This window comes from Collimonas sp. OK242 (assembly GCF_900107095.1).
Taxonomy (GTDB): Bacteria; Pseudomonadota; Gammaproteobacteria; order Burkholderiales; family Burkholderiaceae_D; genus Collimonas.
The window spans coordinates 86,958-100,850 of record NZ_FNOR01000016.1; the positions used below are offsets into that span (position 1 = coordinate 86,958).

General features: G+C 51.8%; 15 protein-coding genes. 3 read left to right on the forward strand and 12 right to left on the reverse strand.

Features of this window, described 5'->3' with window-relative positions:
- Window positions 1-47: 47 nt before the first annotated feature.
- The gene (locus BLV81_RS17860) at window positions 48-359 is read right to left on the reverse strand and encodes a hypothetical protein (RefSeq protein WP_092358734.1); all 312 of its coding nucleotides are present in this window, start codon (window positions 357-359) and stop codon (window positions 48-50) included.
- Window positions 360-558: 199 nt separating this feature from the next.
- Here BLV81_RS17860 and BLV81_RS17865 point away from each other — a divergent pair, with 199 nt between their 5' ends.
- Complete coding sequence (locus tag BLV81_RS17865; RefSeq protein ID WP_092358736.1) at window positions 559-831, forward strand: DUF1488 family protein; 273 nt, start codon at window positions 559-561, stop codon at window positions 829-831.
- Between the two features lie 15 nt (window positions 832-846).
- On the opposite strand, the gene fnr is transcribed toward BLV81_RS17865, so the two are convergent.
- Entirely contained in the window at window positions 847-1,683 is an 837-nt protein-coding gene (gene fnr / locus BLV81_RS17870) for a fumarate/nitrate reduction transcriptional regulator Fnr (protein ID WP_092358738.1), read from the reverse strand.
- Window positions 1,684-1,717: 34 nt separating this feature from the next.
- On the opposite strand from fnr, the gene BLV81_RS17875 reads away from it, so the two are divergent.
- Window positions 1,718-1,906 carry a hypothetical protein gene (locus tag BLV81_RS17875; RefSeq protein WP_092358740.1) on the forward strand — a complete coding sequence of 63 codons (189 nt, stop codon included), beginning with the start codon at window positions 1,718-1,720 and terminating at the stop codon, window positions 1,904-1,906.
- A gap of 391 nt (window positions 1,907-2,297) precedes the next feature.
- Here the strand turns inward: BLV81_RS17875 and BLV81_RS17880 are convergent, their stop codons facing one another.
- The 9 genes from BLV81_RS17880 to BLV81_RS17920 all read right to left on the reverse strand — a co-directional run bounded on the left by BLV81_RS17880 (window position 2,298) and on the right by BLV81_RS17920 (window position 11,443).
- Entirely contained in the window at window positions 2,298-2,702 is a 405-nt protein-coding gene (locus tag BLV81_RS17880; protein ID WP_092358742.1) for a hypothetical protein, read from the reverse strand.
- Between the two features lie 189 nt (window positions 2,703-2,891).
- The gene (locus tag BLV81_RS17885) at window positions 2,892-4,430 is read right to left on the reverse strand and encodes a bifunctional aminoglycoside phosphotransferase/ATP-binding protein (protein WP_092358744.1); all 1,539 of its coding nucleotides are present in this window, start codon (window positions 4,428-4,430) and stop codon (window positions 2,892-2,894) included.
- A gap of 106 nt (window positions 4,431-4,536) precedes the next feature.
- Complete coding sequence (locus BLV81_RS17890; RefSeq protein ID WP_092358746.1) at window positions 4,537-4,875, reverse strand: HPF/RaiA family ribosome-associated protein; 339 nt, start codon at window positions 4,873-4,875, stop codon at window positions 4,537-4,539.
- A gap of 162 nt (window positions 4,876-5,037) precedes the next feature.
- Window positions 5,038-5,259 (reverse strand): hypothetical protein, encoded by a 222-nt coding sequence (locus tag BLV81_RS17895; RefSeq protein ID WP_092358748.1) that lies wholly within the window; start codon window positions 5,257-5,259, stop codon window positions 5,038-5,040.
- A gap of 270 nt (window positions 5,260-5,529) precedes the next feature.
- Entirely contained in the window at window positions 5,530-5,916 is a 387-nt protein-coding gene (locus tag BLV81_RS17900; RefSeq protein ID WP_092358750.1) for a CBS domain-containing protein, read from the reverse strand.
- A gap of 47 nt (window positions 5,917-5,963) precedes the next feature.
- A complete protein-coding gene (gene ppsA / locus BLV81_RS17905) occupies window positions 5,964-8,372 on the reverse strand; it encodes a phosphoenolpyruvate synthase (protein WP_255365335.1) in 2,409 nt (802 codons plus the stop codon).
- A gap of 104 nt (window positions 8,373-8,476) precedes the next feature.
- The gene (locus BLV81_RS17910) at window positions 8,477-9,397 is read right to left on the reverse strand and encodes a hypothetical protein (RefSeq protein WP_092358752.1); all 921 of its coding nucleotides are present in this window, start codon (window positions 9,395-9,397) and stop codon (window positions 8,477-8,479) included.
- A 170-nt stretch (window positions 9,398-9,567) separates the two neighbouring features.
- A complete protein-coding gene (locus tag BLV81_RS17915) occupies window positions 9,568-10,914 on the reverse strand; it encodes a CorA family divalent cation transporter (RefSeq protein WP_092358754.1) in 1,347 nt (448 codons plus the stop codon).
- 73 nt (window positions 10,915-10,987) lie between these two features.
- Window positions 10,988-11,443 (reverse strand): universal stress protein, encoded by a 456-nt coding sequence (locus tag BLV81_RS17920; protein ID WP_092358756.1) that lies wholly within the window; start codon window positions 11,441-11,443, stop codon window positions 10,988-10,990.
- 329 nt (window positions 11,444-11,772) lie between these two features.
- Here BLV81_RS17920 and BLV81_RS17925 point away from each other — a divergent pair, with 329 nt between their 5' ends.
- Window positions 11,773-12,078 (forward strand): hypothetical protein, encoded by a 306-nt coding sequence (locus BLV81_RS17925; protein ID WP_092358758.1) that lies wholly within the window; start codon window positions 11,773-11,775, stop codon window positions 12,076-12,078.
- Window positions 12,079-12,080: 2 nt separating this feature from the next.
- Here BLV81_RS17925 and polX read toward each other — a convergent pair whose 3' ends face one another.
- Window positions 12,081-13,799, reverse strand: coding sequence for a DNA polymerase/3'-5' exonuclease PolX (gene polX, locus BLV81_RS17930; RefSeq protein ID WP_092358760.1), 1,719 nt, complete (start codon window positions 13,797-13,799; stop codon window positions 12,081-12,083).
- Window positions 13,800-13,893: the final 94 nt, after the last annotated feature.

Consider the following 13,893-nt stretch of genomic DNA (forward strand, 5'->3'; position numbering starts at 1 on the left):
AATGTTGACGGCTATCCCGCCGACAGATGGCATGCGTGAATGGCGCTCTATGTACGATTACTGATATTTTTCCGATGGCTCAATAGTGCTTCGATTTCTGCTGCCATTGCAGTTCGCGAAGCGCTTTCAGCATCAACCCTATCCTTATTTATTTTTGCATTGCGGATTTTTTCCACCGCATTTTTCCTTCCTGCAGCAGGTATTCCCTTCAATTCAGAAATGGTCTTACGCAGATCGTCGAATGCATCTTGCGCCGGGCTCCCACAATCAATGAGCGCGATTGCGCGCTCAACAGAAGCATCGATTTTTTCCTGACACTCCAGGTACGTTCGCAGATCTTGCAATTTTGCTGTTCCCATCGTCGTCTCCTATGGCACTTATAACAGGCTACCTGATGGAGAAACAGTGTGGCACAGGCGGGGAGTGGCGAACTTCTTAAGTCACGCGAGTTTGATCTGCATCAAATCCACTTGGGCCGACGGGAAATATTCTGTCGCGAAGGGTGCCGGCCAGGCGCGAGACGTAATGGTTCCGTAGATACTACTTCGAAGAGACGATATGCAAATTTCCTTTCCTGCTTCTGCCGTGCATGACACGAATTCCGGCGGAATTGTTATTCCAGTCGTCGTCAATGACAAGCTAAGCAAATGCAAAGTTAGCAGGGAGTGCCTGAACAACACATTTTACGCCGGGCCTCATCCAGACGATCGGCTTGCCACGTATAGGGGGCACAGCGTCGAGATACAAACGGCCATCGCCCGCAAGCTCCGGACATTGGAGAATTGCGATGATTTGATTCTGTTTTCCGCGGATTTCAGAGAAAAAAGATAGTCGTGTTTTCGCCTCCTATTTAACTATCTTTTCTCGATCTTCGTTGCCGGTGGCATCACTTATGTTTTTACTGCCCTTTTTACTTTTGTCGGACAAGCGCGGCACTTCACCACCGAGAGCCATCTCTGTCAATTTCGCGAGATCGAGAATATGCAGCTCCCGTTTCTCGACAGTGACTAAGTTGTGCGCTCGGAAGTGGGAGGTGAGGCGACTGATACTTTCTATGGTCAATCCAAGATAATTTCCAATGTCCGTCCGCGACATGCGCAATCCGAAACTGTTGGAAGAATAGCCGAGTGCTGCATAGCGTGAGGACAGACTGACCAGAAACGCAGCAAATTTCTGCTCTGCGTGCATGTTTCCGAGCATGAGCATGTTGCCTTGGTCGCGGATGATTTCCTGGCTCATGACTTGGTGAAAATGGTGCAGCAGGATTGGCATGTGGCCGAATAACGTTTCCAGCCGCGAGAATGGAATTTCGCATACTTCGCTGTCTTCCAGGGCAATGGCGTCGCAGCTGTGCTCACCTGAGCCGATGCCATCCATCCCGAGCAATTCACCCGCCATCTGGAATCCGATAATCTGCTGCTCTCCATTGTGGTTGACTTGGCTAGTCTTGAAGTGCCCGAAGCGAATCGCGTAAAGATTCTTGAAGGAATCCCCCATGCGGTAGAGGCGCTTGTCCTGTGATACACGGCGTCCGTGTCCGATGATCTGGTCAAGTTGCGCCATGGCGGCGTTATCGAGGCCCATCGGCAAACATAATCGATGCAAGCCGCAACCCGCGCATCCAGGCCTTAGGGCGATAACATTCTTTGCCGGGAAGGGCAAGAGTGCAAGGACGTGTTTCATGGGAAGCCACCGTTTCTGTGATCAGGCGTAGTACATGGACAGGCGTAGCCAAGTCGCCTTTGCGGCGCCCACAGCCGCTCTACTCACAGGAAGGATCGGCCTGGAAGACAGCCAAGAACTTGCGATGAAGCATGTCATCAATCCTTATTTTTCCCTTGATGCGCGCCCTTTGCATGCATCCCAACAGAAAGAGCTTAGCTCTCTTTTTGCACAGATTGGATGAACTGGTCTAGCTGAATATGCGGCATCGCCGCATGATTTCGGATTGTTACCCACCTTGTAACTATATGTCGTGACACGGCGAAATGCGAGTTTATTTGCAAATCTATTATATTTATGAAAATTATTTCTGTTTTGAAAAAAATGCTTCCTATCCATCTAAGACAGCATGCCCAGTGACTAGGCGCATTGACGGATTCGCGATTCTTAGTCTTACAGTAGGGTCGAAATAGTTGTCGTTATCCTATGTGGATAATGTTGCGCGATTACAAAATTCATTGACCCGGTTTTCAAGTTTTTTTTAGAACACGATTTCTTCCCCCTTCAATGAAAAAAAACATCGATAGGAATCTCATTCGTTCTGGAAGCTGGAATGTCATGAATATTGTCGAAGGCTAAACAGAAAAATGTTCTTTGACCTTCATCTCGATTTGAACATCCGTCATCTTGTCCGTGGTTTCAATAGCTGTGATCTTCCCATCCAGGCGATGCATTTCAAGACGGCTTTTCAGCTCGACCTTTGCCTCCCCGGGGCCAAAGATAAAGATGGAGTCAGCATCTCGAATCGATGCGATAAGCGCATCATAGTAGACATTGAGATGTTCGGAATAGGCTCTCTGCTGGGCAGAGTCTGCAGGCACTTCTTGTGCTTCGTAGGGGCCTTTAAGGGGCGAGTCTCCGGAACGTTGAAGCTGTCTTTCTACGTTCGATAAAACACGCCGTAACTCGGCAGCATTTTTATTAATGGTCACGACTATGGCTTCTCTATGGTCTATCCACAGACCCACTTCGGTTTTCATCAGTATCTCCTTGTTCGGCAATGACATTTGTCAGGAATATAAGAACATCTGAAGCATCTTAGATCAGCAGGGGGAGTCATGATTTTCCCTGAAGTCATTATTCTGTCCCGAGTTGCCTTTTAACTGTATGTCCCGACGTCGCGATGTAGCTTGATCTAAGTCAAATCGCTGCGCTTTGGCATAGCTCAATTAGTTCGGAACTGTAGCCACGTCTAACGTTGCCAGCGCACGTTCAGCTATGGCATCTAAGGAAGCGTCGGTTTGAATCACTGTCCAGCCTATCTCGCAAACAGCTTGCGCCAACTGCGCCCGCACTACCTCCACGTTCGCATCGGAAGGATTGCCGTATCTGTTTGCCACACGCGCCAGCATAATCGCGGGCGGCGCCACCAGTCGCAATCCGGAAAACCGTACGGCAACCTCCGCTGCGCTTCTTTCGATGCGTTGACAGTCTGATTTGCGACTGAATACGGCATCGGCAATCGCTCCCCAGCCGCTGGCAACTATTTTCTGCGCCTCGCCTGCCTGGATCGCATAAATACGCTCGGAAATCTCCGGCAAGTAAGCGTCTGCAGGCAGATGCGTCTCAGGGGACACGCCATATAAGCGCTTGCGAATGCGGTCACTCGACAATATTCGCGCACCGGGAGGCGGGCCGATGCGATCCGCAATTTGCGTGGCAAGCGCCGACTTTCCTGTTCCGCTCAATCCGCCAATCGCCACCAGATGCGGCGGAGCAGTTTTCAGGAGTTCCGCAGCCAGCGAGAAATATGCATGGGCTTCGGCAGCGAGCTTTTCTCTAGCGACCCCGGCGCCGGTTTCCGCTTCGGTTGCCGTGACATGCGCGCGGATGGAGGCGCGTAATGCCATGAAAAACGGCAGGAGCGGCAGCCCATCGGTTTCGTCGCATTCATCCAGGTATCGATTGAGAAGCAGATTCGCGGCGGATCTCAAGCCGAGACGCCAAAGATCCATGAGCAGGAAGGACAGATCATAAAGTATGTCGATGGTGGCGATAGCGTCATCGAACTCAATGCAGTCAAAAAATACCGGAGCGCCATCGATCAGGCAGATGTTTCGAAGATGCAGATCGCCGTGGCATCGACGCACCTTGCCCGCTTTGGCGCGGGAATCAAGCAACACGGCATGGCGCTGAAACGCCTCACGTAAGGCACTATTCAGATTGCTGACATCTTGTTCGGAAAACCCTCGGACTGCACGGAAGGCGCGCTCGTTCATTTCCAGTACAGACAGCATTTGACTGGTCAAACCGTATTCGATCGCAGCATCTGCGTGAAACCTTGCAGCTGCGTGCGCTAGTGCGCTTAGCAGTGACTCAGTCAGTTTCCCGCGTTCAGCCAATTTGTCAAACAGGGCATCCTGATCGAAACGCGTCATTTCCACCACGGCGTCGACCAATTCTCCGTCGCCGTCGAACATCAGATGCCCGTCAGATTCTCGTGTGATACGCCGCACCGCCAGATATACGGTCGGTGCGGTACGGCGATTCAAAGCAAGTTCCCGCATGCATGCGGACAGGCGCAGGCTGCAAGTCGAGAAATCGACGTATGGGAGGTGAACCGCAAGCTTGAGCTTGAAGGCGCGCAAACCGGCGAGCACGATGTACGAAATATGCGTTTGAATGACGACGATCTCAGCCGCCGATACGCCGTGCGTGCCAGGATCTGTCAAAAATTCGCGAGTCTGCGCTTGGATATCATCTTGCATGCTATCCGTTTTGCCGGCTATTCCTGAGCGCGTAAATTTCAATTTGTTAGTAAATTCGACAATAAGCGCCGCACAGGCGAATAGGGAATCGGGCAAGCAACAGCGGTCATTTACTGAGGGGATTCGTTATTTTTTTGCTACGTTGATTTTCTTCGAAATCATGCAGCTTCCTGCGAGCCGCGAAGAAGGCATCGCGAAGCGCAATATATGCATCTTCGTTGGACTGATGATCTACGATGAAATCAACTCCGAACATGGCGGCGTGGAGTCGCACTTCGTATTTGACCCCATGGTGCTGATGTTTGTGCGGTAGATCAAACGTCACGTCACAACTCTGCAATTTCGGAAAGAGATGCTCAAGCTGCTGAATCTCTTTGCGGGCTTGGGTTTCAAGCGCGGCAGAACGTTCGAGATTGGTAAATTTTATTGTTGTCACGCATTGCATGGCTCAACCCCTTTTTTGATAATCGTATTTATCCCGGAAAAACGCGCTACCAAGAGAAAACGCCGATGATGCCGGTCAATTTATTTGGCTCACGGCTTCTCGCTTGCAAAAGAACTCTGATAATCAATGACACTATGGCATTTTATTTAAAATGCCAAGCTGCTACTCATCCATACCGATAAGCTCCTCGATATCCGCTATCGCGGTGCGCAGCATTAGTTCCGGTGTCGCCTCATGTGGCGCTATTCCCATCACGATGGCGTCAGGGACGGATTTTTTGAGTATGCCGTCGCGCAGAATAAAGTATTCTCCTTGGTCGTATTCGATCATGTATAGGAGACGTTGTCCTTTTCTGCGTTGATACTCTTCTTTTAGCATTGTCATTGTCGTCTCCTGATAGATATTCCCCAGCAATGTTTCGTCAGATGCGTGTCAGGCTGTGGAGTCAACGTTAGCGCAATTTTCGGACGCCGTACTTTGATTCATTTTCCAACATATTCCACCGCATCTCTTGATATATATCAAATGAGCGTCCTAATCGCGCCCGTACATGCGATTTGCTTGTTCGATCTATGCCAACCGCAAAAAATTTGAGGAAATTGATTTAAGTCAAACCGCAGCTCACCACGGACGCCAGGAATGACTCGGTTAAAACTAGTCATCATGAATGAAGCGTTTGACGAAATCGAATGAGGAGACTATCCCCTTGACCAGCTTGTTGTCCGTAACGACGATATGATGCATTCCGTGCGTCACCATGAGCTTGGCGACCTCGCTGACGGGAGTGTCGGAGCTGACTTCAATCGGCCGATATGAACATATTTCCCATGCAAGCAATGCCGCAGGGTCCCTTTTCTCCGCATGAAATCGCAGCAGGTCGCGCGCACTGATGATGCCGATGACAGCCCCCGTTTTTCCTTCGATGACAGGAACCGCCGATACGTTATTGATGCGCAACTTGGCTTCTACTTCTTCCACGCTATCGTCCATGTCGACAGTGCTGATCAATTTTTGCATCATGATGGAAATCGGTTCGTTCATTTTTCTCTCCCGGAAATTTGCAACTGAAGCATTGCGCTGCAATGCTATTACCTGTTTTCACGCGGTGGGCGACCCAGGCGCCGTTCCACATCCAATACCTGTCTGCTTGTCTTGAGTAGTGTGTCGGGATTAAGGCTGATCGAATCGATTCCCATCTCCACCAGATATTGCGCCACCTCAGGATAGTCGGAAGGAGCTTGGCCGCAAATGCCAACGTGGCGGCCATTACGCTGTCCGCCTTCGACGGCCAGTCTGATCATCTCCCTGACGCCGGCATCGCGTTCATCGAAATCGAATGCGACGATTTCTGAATCGCGATCGACGCCAAGCACTAATTGCGTAAGGTCATTTGATCCGATGGAAAAGCCATCGAAAAGTTTGGAAAATGCGTCAATCTGAATCACATTGTTCGGAATTTCACACATCACATAAATTTCGAGACCATCCGCGCCGCGTACCAGACCGTGATTCGCCATGGCCTGCAGCACGTTTTCAGCCTCTTGTATTCGACGGCAAAACGGAATCATCAATTTGATGTTGCTCAATCCCATATCTTGGCGGACCCTCTTCATGGCCAGGCACTCAAGAGCAAAGCCTTCCGCATAAGCCGGGTGCGTATAGCGTGACGCGCCGCGAAAGCCCAGCATCGGATTTTCTTCATGCATTTCGAAGCAACGACCGCCCAGCAAGCTGGCATATTCATTGGTCTTGAAGTCCGACATGCGCACAATGACCGGCCGCGGATAGAAGGCTGCAGCGATAGTGCCAACGCCTTCGGAAAGTCGCCGCACGAAATAGTCGCTCGGGGAAGCAAAACAGCGAGTTAGCAATTTGATTGCATCAAGCGTTTTTTTATCGGAGATTTTTTCCGGATGAAGCAGGGCCATTGGATGAATCTTGATATGCTCAGCCACGATAAATTCGATGCGGGTCAGTCCTACGCCATCGCAGGGCAGAAAGCTGGTCTGGAACGCGATATCCGGATCGCCGATGTTGACCATCAAACGGGTTTTCGGCTTTTGCAAGGACGACAGGTCAGTGCTGATCTTATTAAACGGAATACTACCGGCGTAGATGTGGCCAAGGTCGCCTTCCGCGCAAGAAACGGTGATTTCGTCACCAGTCTTGATCAGATCGGTGGCTGTTCCGCAACCGACGACAGCAGGGATGCCTAGTTCACGTGCCACGATTGCCGCATGACAGGTGCGTCCCCCTCGATTCGTCACCACGGCCGCCGCTATCTTCATGACGGTGCCCCAGTCGGGCATGGTCGTATCCGCGATCAGTACCTCTCCTGCCTGAAACAGATTGAGCTGCATCACGTCGCTAATAAGCCGCGCTTTCCCGGACGCCACCTTGCCGCCTACCGCGCGACCAGCAATAAGAGGCTTGCCCGCGTTTTGCAGTTTATACTCGTCGAACGTTGCAGGATTTTTTTGCGATGCAACCGTCTCAGGGCGCGCCTGAACAATATACAGACAGCCGTCAATGCCGTCCTTGGCCCACTCCACGTCCATAGGCATAGCCCGCTTGGCCTGCGCACTGTAATGGTCTTCGATGTTGATCGCCGCCTCTGACAACGCCAGCACTTCGGCATCGTCCAGGCAAAATTTTTCTCTATCTTCTTCAGGCGTTGCTTCATTGTGTGTAGTTTCACGTTCGCCGCCCTGCGAATACACCATCCTGCTTTCCTTCTTGCCTAGCGTTCTGCGCAAAATCCTTCGATGCCCTAGCCGAAAGGTCGGCTTGAACACATAGAATTCGTCCGGATCAACCGTGCCTTGCACGACATTTTCACCCAGGCCGTAGGCGCCGGTGACAAACACTACGTCGCGAAAGCCGGTTTCGGTATCGAGTGTGAAAATCACTCCGCTGGACGCGAGGTCGGAGCGCACCATTTTCATCACGCCAACCGACAGGTAGACACTAAAATGATCGAAGCCATTGTCGACCCTATACGTGATAGCCCTGTCTTTAAACAGGCTGGCAAAACAACGCCGCACCGAATCCAATAATTTTGCTTCTCCGCTAATATTCAGGAAAGTTTCATGCTGGCCTGCGAAGCTGGCAGTGGGCAAATCTTCGGCCGTCGCAGAACTGCGCACTGCCACTGTCAGTTGCGGCCCATACTCGTCAACCAGTTGTCTATAGGCTGCAATAATTTGACGAGCAAGATCGTCCGGCAACATCGAACCATAGACAATGTCGCGCGCCTGTTGGGCGCGCCGCGCCAGATCATCAACGTCCTTGATGTCCAGGCCGTCAAGCGCTGCATGCAAGCGTGGCCACGCGTCAGCCTGATCAAGCACGTAGCGGTATGCTTCCGCAGTGATGGCGAAGCCGTTCGGCACCCGGATGCCTTGCGACTTCAATTCACTTACCATTTCCCCCAGTGAGGCATTCTTGCCACCCACCAGATGGACGTCGCTGGCGCTCAGAGTGGAAAACCAGCGCACATAATTCTTTGATGCATCGTTCACTTTGGAACTTTCCTTGAAGAAATGTGCGGCTTGCCAAATGGCGAGATGTTGGCGTTTGCTTAGCGGCGAAAACGGCAAGATCAGCTGCGAGTGAATTTGAGTGCTGATATATCTTCCAAAAGCTTGATGGTGTGATTCAGTGGGTTCAATACATTGACCTTGAGCTCGGCCCGTACACGAGTGAGATCGAGATTACGTTCTTCTTCGAGCGATTTTTTTAATTGTGCGTCGGTGCTGCCCCCGTCTGTCGAATGGCGAGAACGCTCACGCCTGACGCCGTCCACGGTATACACAAAACGGTGGAACCACCAGCATTCGCGCTTCTCGCCAATACTTTGGCAGCCGCCGGCGCTGCGTTGAAAGTCGATTGCTGTGACGCGTTCATCGTTGATGCCAGGCAAGACGTTAACTGCCGCACGTCCGGTTTTTGCCGCATATGCGGCAAAGTCGGTGAAAGCCTTGAAATCTTTGGCGTCATGACTGCGCAGTGCGTATTCCTGAAGTGCGGTAAGACGCAGAAGAGCGGCGGCTAAGTATGCCTGGGCCGCTACCGGAAAATTGCGTTCCAGCGCTTCCAGCCGGCCGACCGGAAACACCGTGTTATCGGCCACCATCTTCAATGTGGTTAAGTTGTCCTGAGGCGATGCGTTATATTCGCGGATCAAGCGCAAGAACGAGTGTACATCCGCGATGAATAATTGCATTTGTTCGTCGTCGATGTGTTGCTTGACCACGTCTCTGATGCCTGCGATCAGCTCCGTAATATAGGTTTCCAGAGCCAGGTTTGTCGTCTCGAAAATGCTGTCGACACCGCTTGTTCCAATCGAGTGAAGAATATCTTTAGCTATTTCCCATGTCTGCGAACATGCAAAAGCCCACGTTGAGGGACTCAGCATGACAATGACGGATCCGTTGTTGACCATCTTGTCCGCAAAATAGATGATCTTCACGCCATTGTCGGCATCCAGTTCATGGAGCCGAATTTCCTGAGCGTCATTCATTGCTGCCTCTCAAAATGTCGCGGCTGGATGTTTGAAAATGTCCCGGAATATCTCTTAATAAGATTATCAGATGGGAAAAATTAAGCCATTGGAAAAGCCATGGACGTTTGATCTAAGTCAATTGCGTGGCGAGCTTGCGTAGGTTCTCCTCCGAATGCGCATGATCGACCCTATCGCAACCATCCCTTAGCCATAAACGTATAAAGTACGCCGAGAGTCAATACCAGCGTGCCGAAAGCGACCTGCCCGAGAGTGACCGACCAGGGGGCCTCACCAAGATTCATGCCAAGTAAGCCGCCAATAACTGCCGGGATAAGAGCAAGTGTTGTGACGATAGCAAGCAAGCGCATAAAGCGGTTTGTGTCGTGCGCCGCAATGTCGAGATGCAGCTCGATCAGCGAAAGTACGGATTCGCGGGCGTTGTCGATGGTCTCGTAAAGATACTCCGCCTCTTCAGCCAGAGGGACGACAGAGGCGCGCTGGTCCGGGGTGAGCCCGGGCAATTGACGCCGGCCGTCGGCAAGCATCTCGAGCAGTCCGCGCAAGCGCCAGAGATCTCCTTTGGCCGTTGACAATAGACGTTTGAGATGAAAGGTCTCCCTGAAAAAACTCTCGGGGCTTTCAATCACTGGCAGCGCTTCAAGTTGGCGTACCATTTGTTCCATCCTGCCAGCCAGTTCCTCGTGCCGGGTGAGCACTTGGCCGATAATGTGAAGCACGCAGCGCGGCCCCCAGGAAAGTGTGCTGGCCTTCATATGCAGTCGCCGCAGATCGAACGGATGCCGGGAGAGCGACAGTATGCTGTTCTCGGAAATCAGTAGTAAAACCGGTATTCGGTGAGTAACTTCCTCGGCAGAGGGGAGCGAAATAGTGAAAGCAGTCCAGATCGGGCCCGATTCGATGCGCGGGAAACTCGATTCCAGCAGAGCTGTCTCGATCGTTATCTGGGAAACTCCCAATGCTAAGGCAATCGCTTTCAAGTGTTCCGGTGAAAGGTTCGACGCGTGAATCCAATCATTTGTCGGCGCGGCAAGCCATTTCCGTAGCTCATCCCAGCCACATTTGCTGCGCACGGTAGCATCGGACCTCAATATGGAAATTTGTGATTTGCCATCCGCAACGGCAATCGGCGACAGCATGGATGGTGGTCGCAGGCTGCGCAGAATCCGCGGCCCGAACAGGAGAATGCGAAACAGCCGGAGGATACGCAACGCCGGCGTCGAGCGTGCCCCATGTGAAGCGGCGGGAATCAAGAAAAGTAGCGGAGCAATGACGATAGCGGCATCCAGCAAGTGCCATGGCTCAAGCGCGAATGCATATCGATTGCTAGATAACATGAAATTCACACCGTACTCGAGTGCGAACAGTCCGATGATCAACCAATTTGCAATATTGAAACTTTGTATGATGCCATGCGGCAGCTTAAACAGGAGCGGGGCGACTCCAATACTCAACGACGCGAGCGCCAGGAAGCCCATCGTGGATTCGTTCAATACATCCGAAAGTCGACGTAACATGGCAGGTCATAATGCATTCATTGAAATGAACCGGCGCTGCGGCATGCCGGTCAATTATCCGTCAACGGATTTTTCAGGCATGCGGCGGATGCCTCACTAGCAAGACCGGTACAGGAGAAGTACGGGCTACCAATTCTGCATCGCTGCCCATCAGCATGCGTTCGATACCACGCCGGCCATGCGTGCCCATCACGATCAGATCGGCGCCCGCCGCTAGGGCACGTTCCACAATGATGTTCGCCACGCGCCCTCCTGTGATCTCGCGCAGTTCTGTATCAATCGGGACACCCGAAAACGCCATTTTAGCCTGCGCCTTGGCAAGCAATTCTTCGGCTGCCCTTAATGCATGCGGCCGTATTTGATCGAAGTAGATTGCTGCCTGCTCAAAGCCGTTTGCATAAGCTGTCATATCGAGTACATGCAGCAATTGCACGCGTGCCGAGCACGTCACGGCAAGTTTTGCCGCTTCCGCGACGGCGCGATCTGAGGTCGGGCTGCCATCAACCGGAACTAGAATTTTTGTGTACATGATCAAAGTTCCTTGTATAAAAGGCGGTGAACCGGTATGAAGGGCGTATGGAAATAATATCGAGTAATGCCTTGGCAAGCTTGATTTGGATCAAGCTGAGCTGATTGCCAGTTCATCCGGATCTATCCGATCATCGGCTGCGGAATCATTAATGAATAACGGACCGCAAGGATTCCCTCGCTACGAAAATCCTATCTCCTTTTGGAGAGGGTATTTTCTATGTGTGTTAGCCGGTTTGATACAGATCAAAGCCGCGCCATTTAGCGCATTCTTGTCTTCCTGCTTATGTCACACTGGTCCTTGCCCTTTAAGTGCCATGGGAGACGATAATGGGGACGACAAGTTTGCGGGATCTACGAAATCTTCTGGAGTATCAGGACGAAATCGATGCATCGGTTCGGCGTGGAATTGAGCTTATTAATTGCGGAGGATCTGTGCAAGATGCGTTCGATGATCTGCATAAAACCCTTTCTGAACTGAGTAACGTGCCAGTTGCAGTGCAGCAAAATGCTGTGGCAAAAATCCATAACGCGAAAGCCGATAAAGACAGGGCTGACGCTGACGCCGTTGGGGACGCGGCTTCAGCGGCAGAGATTTCGGCCTTGCTGAATCATGGAAAAAGACGCCCTTTATGAAGTCATGGGCGCGAAATGGCGGAAAGCAACTGCTTGATTGGCAGTGTGTTCAGCACGTCTTTTTTTTCCAGCCATCCGCGTCGGGCCTGAGCAATGCCAAAGCGGAGATCGTCAAAATCGAAGATGCTGTGGGCATCTGAATTCACGCTGATCAAGACGCCTTCATTTTTCGCCATCATGCAGTGGGTATCGGTCAAGTCCAGGCGACTTGGCTGCGCGTTCAATTCTAAAAAACAACCGCGCTGCCGGGCATGCAGAATGATCTGGTGCATGTCAACGTCATACGGTTCTCGCTCAAGAATCAAACGTCCTGACGGGTGGGCCAGCAGAGTGAAGCAAGGATGATCCATCGCTCGCAAGATACGTTTTGTTTGGCGTTCTCTGGACAAGCCGAATTTGCTGTGAACCGCACCGACGACAATCTCCAGGCGCTCAAGAATGTTGTCTGGCAAATCGAGGCTGCCATCCTCATTGATTTCAACTTCACAGCCTTTCAGGAGCTTGATGCCGAGCTCTGCATTCAATTGGTCGATTTCATCCATCTGCCTTGTCAAGCCTTCAGCATCTAAACCGTGCGCAATGGTCAAACTGCTTGAATGATCGGTGATGGCGAGGTAAGACAAGCCACGTTTCTTTGCTTCCATCGCCATTTCACGCAAGCTGTTCCGTCCGTCCGAGGCTTTGGTGTGCGCATGCAAATCTCCTGTCAGATCCGCTAACTGAATCAGCTGCGGCAATTTTCCTGCCTGAGCGGCGGCAATTTCACCGCGATTCTCGCGCAGCTCCGGTTCGATATACGGCAATCCTATGGCCTGGAACACAGCAAGCTCTGTCTCGGCTGCAATCCGCTGCGTACCGGAGAATACGCCGTATTCGTTCATCTTCAATCCGCGCTTCTGGGCTAATACTCTCACCGCGATATTGTGCGCTTTGGATCCGGTGAAATAATACAATGCAGCGCCAAAACTCACGCTGGCCACAACCCGTAAATCCACTTGCATGCCTTGGCGCAGGACGACGCTAGCGCGTGTCGTTCCCTGCGCCAGAATCTGCGTGACATCTTCAAACTGGATGAACTGTTGAATCACCAGGCTTGGGCGAGACGAACTGATTACGATATCCAGGTCGCCGACGGTTTCCTGGCGGCGCCGAAAACTGCCTGCGATCTCGATTTTCTTGACGTCCGGTAACGCCTGTAAATACCTCAACAGCGCGCTGGCCACCGATTCCGCCAGATCAAGCCGATAGCGTTTCTTTTTTGATTGTTGTGTGCGGATCGCCTCCAGGATGCGTTGCTCGCTACGGATGCCGAAGCCCGGGATGTTCCTGATCTGGCCATTGCGAGCAGAGTTGAATAGCTGATCCAATGTCTGGATATTGCGTTGCTGGTACAGCGCCTTGACGCGCTTGGGGCCCAATCCGGGTACTGTCAGCAGCTCATGAATCGACGGCGGCAACTGACGGTGCAACTGCTCGCGCAGGGCGCAGGTTCCGGTTGTCACTATCTCGCTGATTTTTCCAGCCAAATCGATGCCGATGCCCGGTAATTCCGTCAGGTCGCTTTTTTCCGCCACCATAGTCTGCACGCTGAAGGCCAGCGCATTCAGCGTTCTTGCGGCATTGCGATATGCGCGTATGCGAAAAGGGTTGTCACCCTTGATTTCAAGCAAATCGGCGATTTGATTAAAAACGATGGCCACATCTGCATTGTGGATAAGCACCACGCGCTCCTTTATTGATGGAACAGACAAGCATCCTATGAATACTGTGCTATGACCCAAGCGCTTCGGCAAGGAAAATACATAACAACTTGAT

What these genes read in the sequence shown, in the direction of transcription:
- BLV81_RS17860 (WP_092358734.1), bottom strand. Translation starts at nt 359, where the DNA reads ATGGGAACAGCAAAATTGCAAGATCTGCGAACGTACCTGGAGTGTCAG.
- BLV81_RS17865 (WP_092358736.1), top strand. Translation starts at nt 559, where the DNA reads ATGCAAATTTCCTTTCCTGCTTCTGCCGTGCATGACACGAATTCCGGC.
- fnr (WP_092358738.1), bottom strand. Translation starts at nt 1,683, where the DNA reads ATGAAACACGTCCTTGCACTCTTGCCCTTCCCGGCAAAGAATGTTATC.
- BLV81_RS17875 (WP_092358740.1), top strand. Translation starts at nt 1,718, where the DNA reads ATGGACAGGCGTAGCCAAGTCGCCTTTGCGGCGCCCACAGCCGCTCTA.
- BLV81_RS17880 (WP_092358742.1), bottom strand. Translation starts at nt 2,702, where the DNA reads ATGAAAACCGAAGTGGGTCTGTGGATAGACCATAGAGAAGCCATAGTC.
- BLV81_RS17885 (WP_092358744.1), bottom strand. Translation starts at nt 4,430, where the DNA reads ATGCAAGATGATATCCAAGCGCAGACTCGCGAATTTTTGACAGATCCT.
- BLV81_RS17890 (WP_092358746.1), bottom strand. Translation starts at nt 4,875, where the DNA reads ATGCAATGCGTGACAACAATAAAATTTACCAATCTCGAACGTTCTGCC.
- BLV81_RS17895 (WP_092358748.1), bottom strand. Translation starts at nt 5,259, where the DNA reads ATGACAATGCTAAAAGAAGAGTATCAACGCAGAAAAGGACAACGTCTC.
- BLV81_RS17900 (WP_092358750.1), bottom strand. Translation starts at nt 5,916, where the DNA reads ATGAACGAACCGATTTCCATCATGATGCAAAAATTGATCAGCACTGTC.
- BLV81_RS17910 (WP_092358752.1), bottom strand. Translation starts at nt 9,397, where the DNA reads ATGAATGACGCTCAGGAAATTCGGCTCCATGAACTGGATGCCGACAAT.
- BLV81_RS17915 (WP_092358754.1), bottom strand. Translation starts at nt 10,914, where the DNA reads ATGTTACGTCGACTTTCGGATGTATTGAACGAATCCACGATGGGCTTC.
- BLV81_RS17920 (WP_092358756.1), bottom strand. Translation starts at nt 11,443, where the DNA reads ATGTACACAAAAATTCTAGTTCCGGTTGATGGCAGCCCGACCTCAGAT.
- BLV81_RS17925 (WP_092358758.1), top strand. Translation starts at nt 11,773, where the DNA reads ATGGGGACGACAAGTTTGCGGGATCTACGAAATCTTCTGGAGTATCAG.